We start from the raw sequence: 14,358 nt of genomic DNA, 5'->3' as shown, positions 1-14,358 counted from the left end.
CTGTACGTTCCATCAATCCGCGATCGTGCTGCCGAAGTTATCGGCAAGCAGATGTTCGACGAAAGCGACGAAGGCACGCGCCTTCGTCGTCGCCATGCGGCCGGATGGAAAGACGGCCCAGACGTCGATGGGCGGCAGCGTCCATTCGGTGAGAACCGCTTGCACCGTGCCGTCGGCGAGTTCGGGCGAGAACATCCATTCGGACGCGACCGCAAGGCCCACGTGCCCCAATACCGCTGTGCGCATGCCCTCGGCGGCGCTCACGCTGACCCGGCCCGACACGGTCACGGCGACCTCCGCGCCATCGTTGCGGCTGAACGACCAGGACTCGCCGCCGCCGCGCAGCGAGTACACGATCGCCTCGTGTCGGCTCAGATCGGCCGGGGTCTTCGGTATGCCGGCTTCCGCGAAATAGCGCGGCGTTCCGACAACCAGTCGCCGTCCTCGCAGGATGCGCTTCGCGGTCATCGTCGAGTCGTCGAGCGTGCCCATGCGCAGCGCCACGTCGACGCCCTCTTCAAGCAGATCGATCGAGCGGTCGTCGAGGACGATGTCGATGTTCAGTTTCGGATGCTGGTCGAGGAAGGTCTTGAGCGACGGCAGAACATGCAGCCGCGCGAACGTGACAGCTGCGCCGATCCGCAAGCGCCCCGAAAGCCCGTCCGACGATTCGCGCACGACCTGTTCGGCCTGATCCGCCTCGTCGATCGCACGGCGGGCGTGTTCGTAGAATCGCTGACCCGCATCCGTCGGCGTCAGGCCTCTCGTCGAGCGCAATAAAAGCCGTGCGCCGAGATGCGCTTCCAGCTGTGCAATTGACTTCGAGACCGCCGGCTGGCCCAGCTTCAACCGGCGAGCCGCAGCGGAAAATGAACCCGCGTCCACTACGGTCACGAACGTTTCCATTGCCATCATGCGGTCCATACGTTCCTCTCGTACGAATGGCGGGTAGCGAAGCCGCACAGTCTACCTGGCATGCGTGCCGCTGTCTTCGGTGCCGGGATCGCGGGCCGACCACCTCGATCGCCGCTCCTCGCCCCGTTATAATCGACGTTTCAGCCGGCGCCGCCGCAACGCTCGCGCCGGCCCCGACACGAGCGAGGAGAAGCATGACGAAGTCGCTGAAAACCTTCAAAGCGATTGCAATGATCTCGACGATCGCAGCCGTTCCGCTGTGGCTCGGCGCATGCGCGCAGTTCCAGAACCCGGACGTCGGCGATCCCGTCACCGATACGCTGACCCAGCGTCCCGTCGACGACGTCGTGCAGTGCGTGATCGCCCAGGCGCAAAAGCACGACGCAAACTTCCAGGCTACCGATATCCCGCAGGGCAAGATGCTCGATTTCGGCGATTCGAACGTGATCAAGGTGCGCACCGACAACGGCGGCACGACGTACCGCTTCTACGCGGGCAAACGTCATATGTCGAATTTGTGGCTGGAAAGCGCGGGCAAGACCTGCGCGCCCTGACCGGTACCGCAGGCGTCGTACAACCGTACGACCGTGCGCCCGTAACGACCGGTTACGTCTTTGTCGCGTCCGTGAACGCGGCAGGCCGCCGGACGGTGTGGTTTTAAGAATGGCTTAAGTCTCGATCCGCATCATCGGCCGACAGACTTACACGAGGTGTACCGATGAACAGCCCTGACCGCCCCGCCGACGAAACACGCGCCGCCCCGAAGCGGCCCACCATCCTGCGTCGCCTGCTGAGCCACCACGAGCTGGCGACGTTGCTGCTGCTCCTGCACGCGCCGGTCGATGCATTCGCCAAACCGGAAATTCCGATGCTGCAGGAAGCCGGCCTCGTCGAGGCGGTTGCTTCCGAAGCAGGCACTCCGCACATCCGTCTCACCCCCGAAGGCAACGCGATCCTGCGCGGCCTCGGCATCAAGTAAGCGCAAGCCGGCCGCGCAACACCGCAGCACGGTTCACGCCTGCCACACCGCGTAACCCGCCTCACGCAGTCCTATTCCCAGTTCCACTTCCATGTCGCGCGCACCGTCGTACGGCAGCGGATTGAACACCTCATATAGCTCGGGCAGCAGCCGCACGCCGTAGTCGTGCACATAGCGGTTCGACTGGATGCCGGCTTTGTGCCGGTCGAAGCGCAGATCCGGATCGAGCCCGGTCATTCCCACATAGACACACGGTTTATCGAACCGGTACGACGGATTCGCGCGGCGAAAGCGCGCTTCGTTCCAGACCGTATCGTCGAGCAGCACCACATAGACGAAGTAACGCAGACGCGGCGTACGGCGAGTGGCCATGAACGTCGTGCTCAGCCGCGCGCGTGGCCCTGCAGCAGCGCGCGATATTCGCTCGGCGTCACGCCGACGGTCGCCTTGAACTGCCGCGTGAACGCGCTGTGATCGGTGTAGCCGCACAGCGCGGCAACATCGGTGACCTTGTCGTGCGACACGAGCAGCGCGGTGGCGGCGTCGAGCCGCGTCTTCAGCAGGACCTGGCGCGGCGTCAGGTGGAACACCTTGTGGAAATAACGTTCGAGTTGCGCCACCGACATGTCCGCCATCGCGGCCAGTTGCTTCAGATTCAGCGGCTGCACGTAGTTGTCCTGGATGTACTGCACCACCGTCGCGAGCCGGCTGTACGCGGGATGACCGCCCTCGTCCGCCTTCAGGTCGCGTGAAATGCCGACCAGTCCGACGATCTGCCCCGACGCATCGCGCAGCGGCTCCTTGGTCGTGAGGCACCAGCCCGGCTGACGTCCCGCATACAGATGCAGTTCGAGCTGATCGACCAGCTGGTTGCCGGCTTCGATCACGGCCTTGTCCTGCGCGGTGTAGATGCGACCGAAGCGGCGCGGGAACACGTCTTCGGCGGTCTTGCCGAGCAGCGCGGTCTTGTCCTTGTGACCGCAGCGCGACGCGAGCGTGCGGTTCACCAGCGCATACCGCGCGTGTGCGTCCTTTACGAAGAACACGACGTCGGGCATCGCATCGAAGATCGGTGCGAGCAGTGCGAAGTGCGCGAGCATGCCGGCGAGCGTCGTGTCCGTCGGATGCGACGACAGCAGCGGTTCGAGCGACGACGGCGACGGCGACGGCGACGGCGATTCGGGCGGGCGGTCCAGCATGATCATCGCGTGACGCGCGGATAGCGCATAAAGGCAGGTGAATGAATATGCGACCGATTATAGGGCCGCGCGGTGCGCGAAAAAATCAGGGCTGTGCCGGGGCGGCTTCGGGGAGGTCGGATGTCGGCTGATCGTCGGCGACAGCAGCCATCAGCGTGCCGATCCGCGTGGGGCCGAACGGTGGACGGTATTGCGCGGTCTGCGTGACTTGCGTGGTCTGCCAGCCGAACAGCGTCTGCGCCGCGGTGCCGCAGACGCGCCCCTGACACGCGCCCATACCGCAGCGCGTATGCAACCGCGCAGCGCGCCAGTCGGGTTGCATCCGCACGTCGCCGCACGTGATGTCTTCGCAGCGGCACAGCAGCGTGTCGTCGGGAGGCAGCGCACGTGCTTCGTCGCGCAAGGCGAACGCCGTGTCGAGCCGTGCGGCGAAGCGCCGCCAGCGTGCGCGCTGTGCATCCAGTGCCGGCGACGGTACCAGGCCGCTCGCCGCGACCCCGGCGATCTCGCCTTCGACGCACGCGAGTTCCATCCCACCGATGCCGGTGCACTCGCCGGCCGCGAACACATCGGCGACCGATGTACGCTGCGCATCGTCGACGGCAATCGCACCGTGCGGCGACAGCGCGCAGCCGAGCGCCTGCGCCAGTTCGACGTTCGGCACGAGTCCGTAGCCGCACGCGATGCGGTCGCACGCAAGCGTCGTGTCTTTACCGTTCGCGCGCCGGATCGTGACCTGCTCGACGCGCTCTGTACCGTGTGCTTCACGGACAATACTGCCCGCCCAGTAGCGCGTGCCGATGAAACCGTGCGTCAGTTGCACGGCCTGCCACAACTTCGACGGCGTCGCCGCGAGCGACGCACCGAAGCGCGCGAGCGCCGTCCAGGGCGCTTGCTCGACGACGGCGAGCACGTGCGCGCCGGCCGCGCGCGCTGTAGCCAGCGACGCCAGCAGCAACGGCCCGCTGCCCGCGATCACGATGCGCTCGCCGCGCACCGGCATACCGCCCTTGATCAGCGCCTGCAGACCGCCCGCCCCCGTGACACCAGGCAACGTCCAGCCGGCAAACGGTAGCAGCCGCTCGCGCGCGCCGGTCGCGAGAATCAGTTGGCCGTAGCGAAGGCGCAGGCCATCCTGAGAGGCCGTTTCAACCAGCAGAGTGTGCGAGCCGAGCGTTGCGACGATCCGCGCGGACGGCCACACGTCGACGTTTGCCCCCTCGGCGAGCGCCGTGAGCCGTTCGCGCAGTGGTGCCTGCGGCGGATGCGCCGGCCCCTGACGCCACACCTGGCCACCCGCGCGCGGGTTGTCGTCGATGAGCGCGACGCGCGCACCACCGCGCGCAGCTGCCTGCGCCGCGCTGAGTCCTGCAGGCCCCGCGCCCACTACAACGACGTCATAAGCGCGGTTCATCGCGGCCCCGTCGTTTCTATCGCTAACCCATCGCGGCACACGGTCTGACACGCGAGTACATGCGCGCGCCCATCGACCGTCACGCGACACTCCTGGCAGATCCCCATCCCGCACACGGCCGTGCGTGGCTGTCCGCTCACCGACGTGCGCGTGCCGCGCAATCGCGGCATCGCAAGCACGGCGGCAACGCTCGTACCGTCCGGTACGCGAACAGCGTAGCCGTCGATCGTCACCTGCACGAGATGCAGGGCGTTCTCTTTCGATGAATTCATTGCACGCGCTCCGTGACACCGTTCAACGCGGCGAAGCGCTGCGGCAGATACGGCTCGTACGGAATCGGCGCGGCCATGTGCAACATCTGCGCAGCAAGCAGTTGTGCGGTCGCAAGCGACGTCGTCACGCCGAGCCCTTCGTGTCCGACCGCGAGCCACACGCCGGGCGTCGCGTCGCCGGCCGGGCCGATCAGCGGCAGACCATCGGGCGATGCCGCGCGAAAACCGGTCCACGCGCGAATGCCGTTCAGCGACGGCAGCGACGGCAGATAGCGGGCCGCGCGCCTCAGCATCTGCGCGAGCACCGGCAGTTCGACGGCCGGATCGGTCGTATCGAACTGTCGGGATGAGCCCAGCAGCAACTGGCCGGTCGGCCGCGGCTGCGCGTTGAACGCGACCGATGTGCCGGCCGCGTGATGCGCGCTCTTGATGTAGCCGAGCTCGAGCAGCTGATGGCGAATGAAGCCGGGATAGCGATCGGTGACGAGCAGATGGCCCTTCTTCGGCTGCAGCGGCAGCGCCGGCACGAGCCGTTGCGCACCCATGCCGTTCGCGACGACAACCTGCGCAGCGGGCACGCGCTCGCCGTTCGCGAGCGTCACGCCGTGCGCATCGACGGCGACTGCTTCGGTATTGCAGCGCACGCGTATCTTCGCCGCGCCCGGCGATGCTTCGAGTAGCCACTGTGCGACGGTCGGCGCATAGACGATGCTGTCGTCCACGATACGCAGGCCGCCTGCCATGCCGGGCACAAGCACCGGCTCGCATGCGCGCAGTGCGGCCGCGTCGAGCAGTTCGCCAGCCACCTGCTGCGCGGCGAACGCGGCGTGCATCGCCTGCGCGGCGGCCCACTCCTCTTCGTCGGCTGCGACCCATAACGTGCCGCAACGCGCGAATGCATCGCGCGGGCGCAGCTGTGGCGCAAGCTCGAGCCACAGCGCGCGCGCATAGCGCGTCAACGCAAGTTCGGCCGGCGAATCGTTCATCACGACCAGATGGCCCATGCCGGCCGCCGTCGCACCGCCGCCGATATGCTGCGCGTCGATCACGTCGACCCGCAGTCCCTGCGCGGCGAGCTGTGCCGCACACGCCGCACCGACAATGCCGGCGCCGACGACAATCGCATCCGCGATCATGCGACGCGCACGCCCCACGCGAATGGGTCACGCTCGTCGAAGCATTGACGCCCCTCGGCCATGATGTACGCGTGACCGGTGATTGTCGGGATCACGGTACGGCCGTCGCCCGCGTCGTAGAAGCTCGCATCGAACACGCTGCCGATGATGCTCTCCTGGCGCCACACCGTGCCCTCCGCGAGCTTGCCGTCCGCCGCGAGGCAAGCAACCTTTGCGCTCGTCCCCGTGCCGCACGGCGACCGGTCGTACGCGCTGCCCGGGCACAGCACGAAACTTCGGCTGTCGATGCCCGGCGCCGAGCCCGGACCGAAGAGCTCGATGTGATCGATCATCGCGCCGTCGGCGCCGGTGATGTGCTGCCCGTCGAGGGCATCGCGGATCGCATCGCAGAACGTGGTCAGTTCGGGAATGTTCGACGGCACGAGCGTGCGGCCGTGATCGGCGACGAGGAAGAACCAGTTGCCGCCCCAGCCGATGTCGCCGGTCAACGGGCCGTAGCCAGGCACGTCGACGGTCACGTCTTTACGCAACCGATACGCGGGCACGTTGCGCACCGCGACGCTACCATCGTCGTTAAGCGTCGCTTCGACGACGCCGACCGGTGTGTCGATCTTGTGCCGTCCCGGTCCGATGCGGCCGAGATGCGCGAGCGACGCGACGAGTCCGATCGTGCCGTGTCCGCACATGCCGAGATAGCCGACGTTATTGAAGAAGATCACGCCGGCTGCACATTCGGGGTCGTCGGGTTCGCACAGCAGCGCGCCGACCATTACGTCGGAGCCGCGCGGCTCCATCGCGATGCCTGCGCGCCACGCGTCGAACTGCATACGGAAGCGTTCGAGCCGCTCGGCCAGCGTGCCGCCGCCGAGATCCGGGCCGCCCGATACGACGACGCGCGTCGGTTCGCCGCCCGTATGGGAGTCGATAAAGTTCAGGGTTTTCATGCCGCCATGGTAGGAAGCGCGAGCCCGCGAGTCTTGTCGCCGTTGCGCGCCGATCGTGACGATTTCAGCACAACACGCGATTCTGCTCGGGAACGCTTTGCAGGCGCCGCGCCGCGTGGCGGCCCGCGCGCGACGACTGTGCCAAAATCGTCATCCGGTACGCGTTAATCGCGCAAGACGTGCGCTTTTTCGATACTTACACTGCAGCACACTCAACACTATCGGGAGATCAATCGTGGCGCATATCTGGGAAGGCGTGTGGCCTGCGGTCACTACCAAGTTCAACGCGGATTTCAGCATAGACCGTGCATGGACTGGCAAGAACATCGACGCGCAGATCGACGCGGGCGTCGACGGAATCATCGTGTGCGGATCGCTCGGTGAAGCGTCGACGCTGTCGCTCGACGACAAGCTCGATGTACTCGACATAGCCGTCGAATCGGCACGCGGACGCGTGCCGGTACTGCTGACGATCGCCGAGAACAGCACACTCGACGCGTGCCGCCAGGCCGAAGCCGGCGCACGACGCGGCGCGAGCGGCTACATGGTGCTGCCGGGTCTTCGCTATCTGTCGGACCGTCGTGAGACGCTGCAACACTTTCGCAGCGTCGCCAGCGCGACGACGCTGCCGCTGATGATCTACAACAATCCGCTCGCCTATGGCGTCGACATGACGCCCGACATGTTCGCGGAAATCGCCGATCAGAAAAACGTCGTCGCGATCAAGGAATCGTGCGGCGACGTGCGGCGCGTGACCGAGCTGATCAACGCGGTCGGCGATCGCTTCGCGATCCTGTGCGGCGTCGACAACCTCGCCATGGAAGCGATCCTGATGGGCGCGCACGGCTGGGTCGCGGGTCTCGTCTGCGCGTTCCCGCGCGATACGGTCGCGATCTACAAGCTGCTCAAGGCAGGTCGCCTCGAAGAAGCGCGCGCGATCTATCGCTGGTTTGCGCCGCTGCTCGCGCTCGACGTATCGTCGAAGCTCGTGCAAAACATCAAGCTCGCGGAAACGATCGTCGGTCTCGGCACCGAGCCCGTGCGTCCGCCGCGGCTGCCGCTCGTGGGCGACGAACGCAAGGCGGTCGAAGCACTGATCCGCCGTTCGCTCGAAACGCGGCCCACACTGCCGGCGCTCTGAACCCGGATACGACGGCGCGCTTCCACGCGCGCCGCCGCAGTCCGGCATCCGCGAGTTCCGCCACGCGAACGACCCGGCACGCACGGCGCCGGCGCGCGCGCTCGCATCCACAAAACGGGAAAAGTCGTACAGGCACGGGAAGGGCGCGCCCATAGTTCAGCCGACACCGAAACATCGGCTGCGGGGCCCGCTCTATCCTGTGCACATGAACCCGACCTCCTCCCCCTCCTCCCCTCATGCATCGCTTACGCCGGCGCTCGCGCGCGTCGTCGCGACGGTCAGCGTGGGATTCGTCGTCACGCAGCTCGACGTGACTATCGTCAACGTCGCGCTCGCGCGCATAGGCACCGACCTGCACGCGAACGTCGCGGGCCTGCAGTGGATCGTCGACGCGTACACGCTGTCGTTCGCCGTGTTGATGCTGTCGGCTGGCGTGCTCGGCGACCGGCTCGGCGCGCGCCGGATGTTCGCGGCCGGCATTGCGCTGTTCGCGTTCGCGTCGCTCGCTTGCGGACTCGCGATCGACGCGACGACGCTCGTCGCGGCGCGCGCGTTGCAAGGCGTCGGCGCCGCGGCGATGCTGCCGAACTCGCTTGCGCTGCTGAACCAGGCCTGCGGACACGATCCCAAACTGCGTGCCCGCGCAGTCGGTCTGTGGACCGCGGCCGGCGCCGTGTCGATCGCCGCGGGGCCGGTGGTCGGCGGGTTGCTGATCGCGGCCTTCGGCTGGCGCAGCATCTTTCTCGTCAACCTGCCGCTGTGCGCGGCGGGTCTCGTTGCGACGTTCCTGTGGGTGCCGAAGGCACGTGGCAACGCGACGACGACGCGCCGCGGCTTCGATCTGCCGGGCCAGGCTCTCGCGATCGTCACGCTGACCGCGTTCACCGGCGCGGTGATCGAATGGCGTCCGCTCGGCCTCTCCCATCCGCTCGTCGCGGGCGGACTGCTGCTCGCGCTCGTTGCCGGCTGTGCGTTCATCGCCGTCGAACGCCGCGTGCGCACGCCGATGATGCCGCTGCCGCTGTTCGGCAACCGGACCTTCAGTGCGGCCGTGCTGTTCGGCATCTGCGTGAACCTGACGTACTACGGCGTCGTGTTCGTGCTGAGCCTGTATGTGCAACGCGTGCGCGGCGATACGCCGTTGCAGGCAGGCCTCGCGTTCCTGCCATTGACGGGCGGCTTTCTCGTGTCGAACGTCGCGAGCGGCTGGGTGGTCGCGCGCTACGGTTCGCGCGTGCCGATGATCGTCGGCGCGCTGATCGCGGCGCTCGGTTACGGACTGCTGCATCTCGTCGATGCGCAGACGTCGCTGCCCGGACTGCTCGTTCCGTTCCTGCTGATTCCGTCGGGGATGGGCCTCGCGGTACCCGCGATGACGACGGCCATCCTCGCGAGCGTCGAACCGCAGCGCGCAGGCACCGCGTCGGCGATCCTGAACACCGCGCGCCAGGCGGGCGGTGCAGTCGGCGTCGCGGCATTCGGTGCGCTCGCGAGCGGCTCGGGTGCTGCGCACATCGTGTCCGGCGTGCAGACGGCGACAGCGATTTCGGCCGGGCTGCTGCTCGTCGGCGCGGTGCTGGGGAGTCTCGTGCATCCGCACCCGCATACGCCTATGCGCAACGGCGCACAAGGACGGTCGAGCAACGATTCGCGCGCGGCGGCCGCGGGCAAATGACCGGCTCTGCGCTGCTCCCTTTTTCGCTGTAAACGCAAACACCCACGATGCATCCGCATCGTGGGTGTCGTTTTGATCCGGCGTGGTGCGCGCCGTTTGCGTTACAGCGCGGCTTCCTGAATCGTGCCGGTCCTTAGCGCCTGCTCGATCAACCCTTCGCTGCGCACTTTCCTGATCGCATCGGCGATCAGCGCCTGCGGCTCTTCGAACTCCACTTTCAGCGCGCCTAGAAAACCCGACGCATCGAGCACGACCAGCGTCTTCGCCGACTCAGCCTCACTGATGATCACGCGATGCGGCGTCGGCCCTTCGCCGAGGCTCGCGCAGAAGGTCACCACCTGGCCGTCGATCGTCTGTTCGAAGTTCTGAATCATCGTGTGCTCCCTTCGTGTGCGCCCTAAGTGCGGGTCAGGTCACGCCGCATCCGTCAAAGCCCGAGCCCGCTGCGCGGCGCCCGTGCGCCGTCGATGCTGATGCGCCCCGCGCCCGTCACGCACAGCAGCAGGAAGCCGCCGGCGATACCGATGTTTTTCCAGAAATGGATGACCATATCGTGTTGAATCACCGGATCCGTGATGTTCCAGAAGTCGTGACCGAGCACCGCCGTCGCGACCGTATAGACCGCCATCACGAAACCGAGCGGGCGGATCTTGAAGCCGAGGACGAGAAACACGCCGCCAAGCGTTTCGACTGCGGTGGCGATCGGCGCGGCGATCTGCACGAAGGGCACGCCCTTCGATTGCAGGTACCCGACGAAGCCCGCGTAACCGAGAATTTTCATCACACCTCCCCACAGGAACAGCACAGCGAGGGCGATGCGTGCGACAAGGATCACGCCGGAATCGACGGGACGCGTCATAGGGGGCTCCTGTAATGAATTAAACAGAAGACCGGGCTGCGCGGCCGCAGTTCCCGGGCGCTCACGTCAGCATATGTGCGTTGCGGACCTTTTCCAAGCGAAACCGCGTGCTGCAAAGCACCGTGGCGCGGATCGTGCGGCCTGGAAGGCTACGAAAATCGCGTGTTCCGTTTGTGCATCGCTTGTTATAATCTTTTCACGAACCCGAACGAAAACTAACGCGTCACGGCGCCTTCTCCACGGAACCTCCATGTTGAAATCCGAACGCCTGCGTGCGCTCGCCGATGCTCTGGCCCGACAGAACGTGATGCGTCTGCGCGATGCCGCGACGCTGCTCGGCGTGTCGGAGATGACGGTGCGCCGCGACATTGCCGCGAGCCCTGGGCATTTCACCTATCTCGGCGGCTATATCGTCAGTGCGACCGATGTGCCGAACACGGCCGGTTATTCGCTCGAGCAGGAAAAGGATCATTTCGCACAGGCGAAGGCCGACGCATCCGCGTTCGCCGCGCAGTTGATCGGCGACAACGAGACGCTGTTCATCGATTGCGGCACGACACTCGCGACGCTTGCGCGGTTGATTCCCACGGAGCGGCACGTGACGGTCGTGTGTTACTCGCTGAACGTCGCGGAGATTCTGCGGCGCAAGCCGAATGTGCGGATGATTTTGCTGGGCGGTGTGTATGTTCCGTCCTCTGACTCGTTCGCGGGCGAAGAGAGTCTGGAGACGTTGCGTCGGATGGGGATCAACAAGGCGTTCATATCAGCGGGCGGCGTTGACGTGGAGCGCGGCGTGACGTGCTGGAACTTTCATGAGGTGGCGTTGAAGCAGGCGGCAATGGCGAGTGCGGTGGAGCGGCATCTGGTGGTCGATACGAGCAAGTTCGGGGTATTGAAGGCGGTACGGTTTTCGCAGATCGATGATTTTGATTCGATTATTACGGAGAAGGGGCAGCAGGTTCGGAAGAGGAAGTAGGTGTTCGTTTATCTGTTGTTGGTTTTTGTTGTTCGCTGTTCGCTGTTTGTTGCTTGTGGTTCGCCCTGGCAGGCGGTGCTTATTCGCGCCTCGCGGCGCAGGCGTTGCCCCTGTGCGGGGCGGCGCTTACTCTTCTTTGCCGCGGCAAAGAAGAGTAAGCAGAAGAAAGCCGCCGAGACGTTACCAGGTCCTTTCCGTGTGATGCCGGGAATGGCACTCGCCTAAGTGGGCACCTCGTTCACACAGCACAGTGGTCCGAGACGAGACCCGCCCTCGCGCCACTTAGGTTAGTGACAAAGCAGTCATTCGCTCCGGCGAGCTTCGCCGCCGATAGGCATAACACCCTCGGGCAATGCCTTCGCTTAATATCTCTCGTCAATGCCTTCGCTCAGAGCTCTCGTTGCGATCCTGGTTCTGTCGATCGCGGCGACAGGCCTGCACGAGCATCCCTAAGCTCGAGCGGTACATCGCGACCCCTCTCCCGGCGCGGTAAACAACCTGGCAGCGGACTGGGCAAGGTTCGTCAGGCCGTCGAGCGCACGCATGCCTCGCCGCATCACTTCCGGTGCCTTCGGATCCGTTTCGAGCGACGCGCCGACATTCACACAGCCTTCCTTACCCTCATCGGCCGACGCACCTCGCAGCGTACTCAAAGCACTTTGTGAAGTCGTTTCCAGGACCGAACCCGTTGTCGGGTATCCGCTCGAGCAGACGGTCCGTTTTTCATTATTCGTGTTCCCCGACAGATGAATTCGCATTGTCTTGCTTTATCCATGACGCTGAAGCCCATAGGATTAACCCTGCCTGAAAACCGGGAGACGCCCGTTGCAGCGCTCCCGATCGCACGAACCTTAGGGAATCTTATCAATGCATCAGCGCTCCATGAATACTTCCCCGTTGGCCCCGAGGTCCAGACGCGCCAAAGCCCTTGTTCTAATCGCGGTGATTCTGGCCTGTGTCAGCTTGCCTTTGAGTCTCTCGGCGGGGCCTGCTGCACAAACCTTTATCAGCCGTGATCTTGCAGGAGGGACCGTCGCTCTTTCCTGGATCACCAATGCTTTTATGCTCGCGTGCGGCAGTACCTTGATGGTGGCCGGTGCGCTTGCCGACCACTATGGCCGCAAGAAAATCTTTTTTATCGGCATGCTGGTCATGACGCTTGTTTCGCTTGTGATGCCGCTCGCACCAAGCGTTTTGTGGCTTGACTTCCTTCGCGTTCCACATGGTCTCGCGGCTGCTTGTGCTTATGCCGGCGGCGTGTCAATGCTGGCCCAGGAATTTGAAGGCGCAGCGCGCGTCAGGGTTTTCAGTCTTATCGGTATCGCGTTTGGCGCGGGCCTCGCTTTCGGCCCGACTCTGGCCGGCATTCTGATCGCTTTTTTCAACTGGCATGCGGTCTTCCTCAGTAGTGCAGTCATCAGTTTTATCGCGCTGATACTGTGCATTTTCTGCATGACGGATAGCAAGAATCCTGCGGCGCATGGTCTCGACTGGACAGGTGCCGGCATCTTCACCCTCGCATTGACGCTCTTCACCTTCGCAGTGATTGAAGCTCCGGTGTATGGATGGACAGGCTCGCTTGTCTTGGGACTTTTTCTGGCGAGCGGTCTGATGCTGGGCCTTTTTGTCGCGGTAGAGATGAAGGTCAAAAATCCCATGCTTGATCTCAGCCTGTTCCGCTATCCGCGTTTCGTAGGTGCGCAGCTTCTGCCGCTCGCAACGGCGTACTCATATATTGCGTTGCTCATTATTCTGCCGCTGCGCTTTATCGGGATTGAAGGACTCAATGCGCTGGATGCCGGGATATTGATGCTTTATTTTTCAGCGCCGCTGCTCTTTATCCCGTTCCTTTCGGCGATGCTCACCCGATTTATTCCGGTTGGCATCCTCTCGGGTCTGGGCATGCTGATCTCGGTCGCTGGGCTCTTTCTGCTCGCCCAGGTGCCGCTCGGCAATCACGGCATCCTGATGCGCGTGGATCTGCTTCTCATTGGTCTCGGTGCCGCCATTCCATGGGGGTTGATGGATAACCTTGCCGTCAGTGTGGTCCCCAGTGAAAAAGCTGGAATGGCGGTTGGTATTTTTGGCGCTTTGCGCGTGTCGATCGATAGCACGGCAATGGCTATTGTGGGTTCATTGCTGGCGTTTTTCGCCCAGCAAACCCTGACCGACATCAGGCCTGAACAGAATCCGGATAGCCTGGCATCAGGTGCGGCACAACTTGCGGCCGGAACGCTGGAGAAAGCGGGATCGATCCTTTCGGGCTTCGATCACGCGCACCTGCTGCAGGCTTATGACCTTGCATTCCAGAAGCTGCTTTGGGTCTCGATTATCCTGACCCTGGTGGCTGCCGTTCTGGTCTTTGTGCTGCTTGGAGCGGTTCGCTCCGACCATGGAGAAATTGCGGTAGAAAATGTAGAACCAAGCGCGTCGTAAAGTATCTGCATCGTGATGCGGAAGACCGGGCGTGGATTAGCGGCTTGCTGTCCGCACGTTTCTTGACAGCAGATGCCACCCTGCATAGAGGCGACACCTACGGCGCAAAGGCATAGCCGCATTCCAGAAGAGCAAAAAAAAATCGCCAGCAAACGGCGAGGGCAACATAGCGCAAGCCATCGGCAGCGTGATAGAAGAGCAGCGGTACGCGGCCGAAATGATTCACGGTGCGCAGAATATTCAAACGGTTTCCCAAGCAGCCCCCTCCGCGCGCACACCAGTGCACCGCGGGGTGGGCGGGCCCCGTGTCACTCCGGTTTGCGACGCGAGGGACGATCTCGTCTCGGACCACTACCGTGTCAGTGCGAGGACGACACTTAGGTGCGGGCCATCTCGGGCTACGCGCGGAAAG

17 protein-coding genes are annotated in these 14,358 nt (G+C 64.4%); 7 read left to right on the top strand and 10 right to left on the bottom strand.

Going from position 1 to position 14,358, the window contains the following annotated elements; all coding sequences use genetic code 11:
• Positions 1-12 precede the first annotated feature (12 nt).
• Positions 13-924, bottom strand: coding sequence for a LysR substrate-binding domain-containing protein (locus ACREXZ_RS26840; RefSeq protein ID WP_431767165.1), 912 nt, complete (start codon positions 922-924; stop codon positions 13-15).
• A 221-nt stretch (positions 925-1,145) separates the two neighbouring features.
• On the opposite strand from ACREXZ_RS26840, the gene ACREXZ_RS26835 reads away from it, so the two are divergent.
• Positions 1,146-1,469 (top strand): hypothetical protein, encoded by a 324-nt coding sequence (locus ACREXZ_RS26835; RefSeq protein WP_431767221.1) that lies wholly within the window; start codon positions 1,146-1,148, stop codon positions 1,467-1,469.
• Positions 1,470-1,633: 164 nt separating this feature from the next.
• On the top strand, positions 1,634-1,894 hold the full coding sequence (locus ACREXZ_RS26830) for a hypothetical protein (RefSeq protein WP_431767164.1): 261 nt from the start codon (positions 1,634-1,636) through the stop codon (positions 1,892-1,894).
• A gap of 33 nt (positions 1,895-1,927) precedes the next feature.
• Here the strand turns inward: ACREXZ_RS26830 and ACREXZ_RS26825 are convergent, their stop codons facing one another.
• The 6 genes from ACREXZ_RS26825 to ACREXZ_RS26800 all read right to left on the bottom strand — a co-directional run bounded on the left by ACREXZ_RS26825 (position 1,928) and on the right by ACREXZ_RS26800 (position 6,859).
• Entirely contained in the window at positions 1,928-2,266 is a 339-nt protein-coding gene (locus ACREXZ_RS26825; protein ID WP_431767163.1) for a hypothetical protein, read from the bottom strand.
• A gap of 11 nt (positions 2,267-2,277) precedes the next feature.
• On the bottom strand, positions 2,278-2,994 hold the full coding sequence (locus ACREXZ_RS26820; RefSeq protein ID WP_431767220.1) for a helix-turn-helix domain-containing protein: 717 nt from the start codon (positions 2,992-2,994) through the stop codon (positions 2,278-2,280).
• Between the two features lie 184 nt (positions 2,995-3,178).
• Positions 3,179-4,507, bottom strand: coding sequence for an FAD-dependent oxidoreductase (locus ACREXZ_RS26815; protein ID WP_431767162.1), 1,329 nt, complete (start codon positions 4,505-4,507; stop codon positions 3,179-3,181).
• Positions 4,504-4,779, bottom strand: a complete 276-nt coding sequence (locus ACREXZ_RS26810; RefSeq protein WP_431767161.1) for a (2Fe-2S)-binding protein — start codon at positions 4,777-4,779, stop codon at positions 4,504-4,506. Before ACREXZ_RS26810 ends, ACREXZ_RS26815 begins: the two co-directional genes overlap by 4 nt.
• Positions 4,776-5,915, bottom strand: coding sequence for an NAD(P)/FAD-dependent oxidoreductase (locus ACREXZ_RS26805; RefSeq protein ID WP_431767160.1), 1,140 nt, complete (start codon positions 5,913-5,915; stop codon positions 4,776-4,778). Before ACREXZ_RS26805 ends, ACREXZ_RS26810 begins: the two co-directional genes overlap by 4 nt.
• A complete protein-coding gene (locus tag ACREXZ_RS26800; RefSeq protein WP_431767159.1) occupies positions 5,912-6,859 on the bottom strand; it encodes a 4-hydroxyproline epimerase in 948 nt (315 codons plus the stop codon). The genes ACREXZ_RS26805 and ACREXZ_RS26800 overlap by 4 nt, the downstream gene beginning before the upstream one ends.
• A 235-nt stretch (positions 6,860-7,094) precedes the next feature.
• Here ACREXZ_RS26800 and ACREXZ_RS26795 point away from each other — a divergent pair, with 235 nt between their 5' ends.
• Both ACREXZ_RS26795 and ACREXZ_RS26790 read left to right on the top strand, forming a co-directional pair.
• Positions 7,095-8,000, top strand: coding sequence for a dihydrodipicolinate synthase family protein (locus ACREXZ_RS26795; RefSeq protein ID WP_431767158.1), 906 nt, complete (start codon positions 7,095-7,097; stop codon positions 7,998-8,000).
• Positions 8,001-8,205: 205 nt separating this feature from the next.
• Positions 8,206-9,675: an MFS transporter gene (locus ACREXZ_RS26790; RefSeq protein WP_431767157.1), complete on the top strand. Its 1,470-nt coding sequence runs from the start codon at positions 8,206-8,208 to the stop codon at positions 9,673-9,675.
• 101 nt (positions 9,676-9,776) lie between these two features.
• On the opposite strand, the gene ACREXZ_RS26785 is transcribed toward ACREXZ_RS26790, so the two are convergent.
• Entirely contained in the window at positions 9,777-10,049 is a 273-nt protein-coding gene (locus tag ACREXZ_RS26785) for a hypothetical protein (RefSeq protein WP_431767156.1), read from the bottom strand.
• 53 nt (positions 10,050-10,102) lie between these two features.
• Positions 10,103-10,534 carry a DoxX family protein gene (locus ACREXZ_RS26780; RefSeq protein WP_431767155.1) on the bottom strand — a complete coding sequence of 144 codons (432 nt, stop codon included), beginning with the start codon at positions 10,532-10,534 and terminating at the stop codon, positions 10,103-10,105.
• A 250-nt stretch (positions 10,535-10,784) separates the two neighbouring features.
• On the opposite strand from ACREXZ_RS26780, the gene ACREXZ_RS26775 reads away from it, so the two are divergent.
• From ACREXZ_RS26775 to ACREXZ_RS26765, 3 genes are all read left to right on the top strand, one after another.
• On the top strand, positions 10,785-11,510 hold the full coding sequence (locus ACREXZ_RS26775; RefSeq protein ID WP_431767154.1) for a DeoR/GlpR family DNA-binding transcription regulator: 726 nt from the start codon (positions 10,785-10,787) through the stop codon (positions 11,508-11,510).
• On the top strand, positions 11,511-11,735 hold the full coding sequence (locus ACREXZ_RS26770) for a hypothetical protein (RefSeq protein ID WP_431767153.1): 225 nt from the start codon (positions 11,511-11,513) through the stop codon (positions 11,733-11,735).
• A gap of 657 nt (positions 11,736-12,392) precedes the next feature.
• Complete coding sequence (locus tag ACREXZ_RS26765; RefSeq protein ID WP_431767152.1) at positions 12,393-13,946, top strand: MFS transporter; 1,554 nt, start codon at positions 12,393-12,395, stop codon at positions 13,944-13,946.
• A gap of 97 nt (positions 13,947-14,043) precedes the next feature.
• Here the strand turns inward: ACREXZ_RS26765 and ACREXZ_RS26760 are convergent, their stop codons facing one another.
• A complete protein-coding gene (locus ACREXZ_RS26760; RefSeq protein WP_431767151.1) occupies positions 14,044-14,202 on the bottom strand; it encodes a hypothetical protein in 159 nt (52 codons plus the stop codon).
• Positions 14,203-14,358: the final 156 nt, after the last annotated feature.

The organism is Paraburkholderia sp. (genome assembly GCF_050742655.1).
Taxonomy (GTDB): Bacteria; Pseudomonadota; Gammaproteobacteria; order Burkholderiales; family Burkholderiaceae; genus Paraburkholderia.
The sequence above is the reverse complement of the archived record's forward strand: the minus strand, read 5'-3'. Positions and strand labels throughout refer to the sequence as shown.

What these genes read in the sequence shown, in the direction of transcription:
- ACREXZ_RS26840 (WP_431767165.1), bottom strand. Translation starts at nt 924, where the DNA reads ATGGACCGCATGATGGCAATGGAAACGTTCGTGACCGTAGTGGACGCG.
- ACREXZ_RS26835 (WP_431767221.1), top strand. Translation starts at nt 1,146, where the DNA reads ATGATCTCGACGATCGCAGCCGTTCCGCTGTGGCTCGGCGCATGCGCG.
- ACREXZ_RS26830 (WP_431767164.1), top strand. Translation starts at nt 1,634, where the DNA reads ATGAACAGCCCTGACCGCCCCGCCGACGAAACACGCGCCGCCCCGAAG.
- ACREXZ_RS26825 (WP_431767163.1), bottom strand. Translation starts at nt 2,266, where the DNA reads ATGGCCACTCGCCGTACGCCGCGTCTGCGTTACTTCGTCTATGTGGTG.
- ACREXZ_RS26820 (WP_431767220.1), bottom strand. Translation starts at nt 2,994, where the DNA reads ATGCTCGCGCACTTCGCACTGCTCGCACCGATCTTCGATGCGATGCCC.
- ACREXZ_RS26815 (WP_431767162.1), bottom strand. Translation starts at nt 4,507, where the DNA reads ATGAACCGCGCTTATGACGTCGTTGTAGTGGGCGCGGGGCCTGCAGGA.
- ACREXZ_RS26810 (WP_431767161.1), bottom strand. Translation starts at nt 4,779, where the DNA reads ATGAATTCATCGAAAGAGAACGCCCTGCATCTCGTGCAGGTGACGATC.
- ACREXZ_RS26805 (WP_431767160.1), bottom strand. Translation starts at nt 5,915, where the DNA reads ATGATCGCGGATGCGATTGTCGTCGGCGCCGGCATTGTCGGTGCGGCG.
- ACREXZ_RS26800 (WP_431767159.1), bottom strand. Translation starts at nt 6,859, where the DNA reads ATGAAAACCCTGAACTTTATCGACTCCCATACGGGCGGCGAACCGACG.
- ACREXZ_RS26790 (WP_431767157.1), top strand. Translation starts at nt 8,206, where the DNA reads ATGAACCCGACCTCCTCCCCCTCCTCCCCTCATGCATCGCTTACGCCG.
- ACREXZ_RS26785 (WP_431767156.1), bottom strand. Translation starts at nt 10,049, where the DNA reads ATGATTCAGAACTTCGAACAGACGATCGACGGCCAGGTGGTGACCTTC.
- ACREXZ_RS26780 (WP_431767155.1), bottom strand. Translation starts at nt 10,534, where the DNA reads ATGACGCGTCCCGTCGATTCCGGCGTGATCCTTGTCGCACGCATCGCC.
- ACREXZ_RS26775 (WP_431767154.1), top strand. Translation starts at nt 10,785, where the DNA reads ATGTTGAAATCCGAACGCCTGCGTGCGCTCGCCGATGCTCTGGCCCGA.
- ACREXZ_RS26765 (WP_431767152.1), top strand. Translation starts at nt 12,393, where the DNA reads ATGAATACTTCCCCGTTGGCCCCGAGGTCCAGACGCGCCAAAGCCCTT.